Source organism: Actinomadura sp. NPDC000929, from assembly GCF_040492065.1.
In the GTDB taxonomy this organism is placed as follows: domain Bacteria; phylum Actinomycetota; class Actinomycetes; order Streptosporangiales; family Streptosporangiaceae; genus Spirillospora; species Spirillospora verrucosospora.
Map to the genome: position 1 here is coordinate 1 of NZ_JBEUPA010000312.1, position 2,329 is coordinate 2,329.

A 2,329-nucleotide genomic window follows, 5' to 3' on the forward strand; every position below is an offset into this window, starting at 1 on the left:
CGGGGCCGTCGGGGCCGACGGGTACTGCGAGCAGTGCGGGCTGCGGCAGCCGAGCGGGCGGGAGCACGTCGAGGCCGAGGCCGGGCGGTTCGGGGCGGCGGTGAGCGACCTCGGGCTGCGGCGCAGCCGCAACGAGGACGCGTTCGCGCTGGCGGCGCTGCCCGCGGGCGTGTGCGCGGTGGTCTGCGACGGGGTCGCGACGGCGCCCGGGTCGGAGGAGGCGTCGCGGCTGGCCGCCGAGGCGGCGCTGGCCGTCCTGACGGACCGCGTCACCGCCGGCATGGACCCCCGGGGCGCGATGCGCGACGCGGTGGCGCGGGCGGGCGAGGCCGTGGCGGCGCTCCCCGGCGACCCCGACGCCTCCCCCGCGTGCACGTTCGTGTCGGCCGTCGTGGACGCGGGCGGCATCACCGTCGGATGGGTCGGCGACAGCCGCGCCTACTGGCTGTCCCCGGCGGGCTCGTGCCGGCTCACCACGGACGACTCGTGGGCCTCGTCCATGATCGAGCAGGGCGCGATGAGCGCCGAGGACGCGTGGGCCGACCGGCGGGCGCACGTGCTGACCGCCTGGCTGGGGGCCGACGCGGGCCCGCTCGACCCGCACGTGGCGGCGTTCCGGCCGACGGGTCCGGGGCTGGTGGTGCTGTGCAGCGACGGGCTGTGGAACGACCTGCCGGAGCCGTCCGACCTCGCCGCCGTGGCCCTCACCGGCCGGGACGGGCCGCTGGACGCGGCGCGGCGGCTGATGCGGGCGGCGCTGGACGCGGGCGGGCACGACAACGTGACGGTGGCGGTCCTTCGCTACCCGCCGCCAGGACCGAGCAGGGAGCGGGCCAGATGAGCGAATTTCCGGAGTTCACCGTGCGGGTGGACCAGAACCCCTACCTCCCGGCCGGCGGACGGGAGATGCACGCGATCGTCTCGGTGGAGGCGCGCTCGTCCGGCGGCCCGGCCCCGGTGGCGGACGGCGGCCGAGCCCCCGCCGCGGAGATCATCATGATCGACACCTCCGGGTCGATGTCGTACCGGGGGAAGATGGCCGCGGCGAAGCGGGCGGCGCGGGCGGCGGTGAACGTGCTGCGCGACGGCGTGCACTTCGCGGTGGTCGCGGGAGCGAACCGGCCGCGGATGGTGTACCCGCAGGGGGAGCGGCTCGTCCGGGCGGACGCGGCGTCCCGGCGTGCCGCGGTGGACGCGGTGGGGCGGCTGGAGGCGGCCGGCGGGACGGCGATCGGGTCCTGGCTGCGGCTCGCCGACCGGCTGTTCACCGGGCACGACGCCGTCGCGGAGGGCGCCGTCAAGCACGCGATCCTGCTCACCGACGGGAAGAACCAGCACGAGTCCGAGGAGGAGCTGGACGCGGCGCTGCGGGTGTGCGCCGGCCACTTCCTGTGCGACGCGCGGGGCGTCGGCACCGACTGGAACGTCGCCGAGCTCCGCAAGATCACCTCGGTGCTGCTGGGCGGGTTCCTCGACGTCCCCGACCCGGCCGACCTGGAGGCCGACTTCCTGGCGATGACGCGGGCCGCGATGGGCAAGCAGGTCGCGGACGTGACGCTGCGCGTGTGGACGCCGCAGCAGGCGCGGCTGCGGTTCATCAAGCAGATGGTCCCCGCCGTGGAGGACCTCACCGGCCGGCGGGCCGAGTCGGGCCCGCAGACCGGCGACTACCCGCTCGGCGCGTGGGGCGCCGAGAACCGCGAGTACCACCTGTGCGTGGAGGTGCAGCCCGGCGACGTGGGGCGGCAGATGCGGGCCGCGTGGGTGAAGCTCGTCGCGGGCGACCAGGTCCTCGCGTCCGGCAACGTCATCGCCGAGTGGACCGACGACGAGGCCAGGTCGACGCGCATCAACGGCCGCGTCGCGCACCACACCGGCCAGTCCGAGCTCGCCGAGGCGATCCAGCAGGGCCTGGAGGCGCGGCGGGAGGGCGACGAGGACACCGCGACCGCCCGGCTCGGACGCGCCGTGGTGCTGGCGCGCGAGGTCGGCAACCAGCAGATCTCCGGCCTGCTCGACAAGGTCGTGGACGTGGTCGACCCGGCGCGCGGCACCGTGCGGCTGAAGCGGGACGTGGCGAAGGCGGACGAGATGTCGCTCGACACCCGCTCCGTCCGGACCGTGCGGACGCGGCACGGCGACGAGGCAGGGGGCTGAGGCCCATGCCGGTCTGTCCGAGCGGGCACGCGTCCCAGTCCACCGACTACTGCGACGTCTGCGGTGACCTCATGGAGGGCGCGCGGCGCGCCGAGTTCGCCGAGCCGGAGCCCGAGTCCGCGCCCGGGGCCGCGCCGGGACCCGCGCCGGGACCCGCCCCGGCCGCCGAGCC

General features: G+C 76.6%; 2 protein-coding genes. Both read left to right on the forward strand.

Going from position 1 to position 2,329, the window contains the following annotated elements; translation table 11 throughout:
* Positions 1-841 (forward strand): PP2C family protein-serine/threonine phosphatase (locus tag ABWI04_RS42500; RefSeq protein ID WP_353835954.1); only part of this gene is annotated, 841 nt, incomplete at its 5' end.
* On the forward strand, positions 838-2,157 hold the full coding sequence (locus ABWI04_RS42505) for a vWA domain-containing protein (protein ID WP_345171424.1): 1,320 nt from the start codon (positions 838-840) through the stop codon (positions 2,155-2,157). The genes ABWI04_RS42500 and ABWI04_RS42505, both read left to right, overlap by 4 nt.
* Positions 2,158-2,329: the final 172 nt, after the last annotated feature.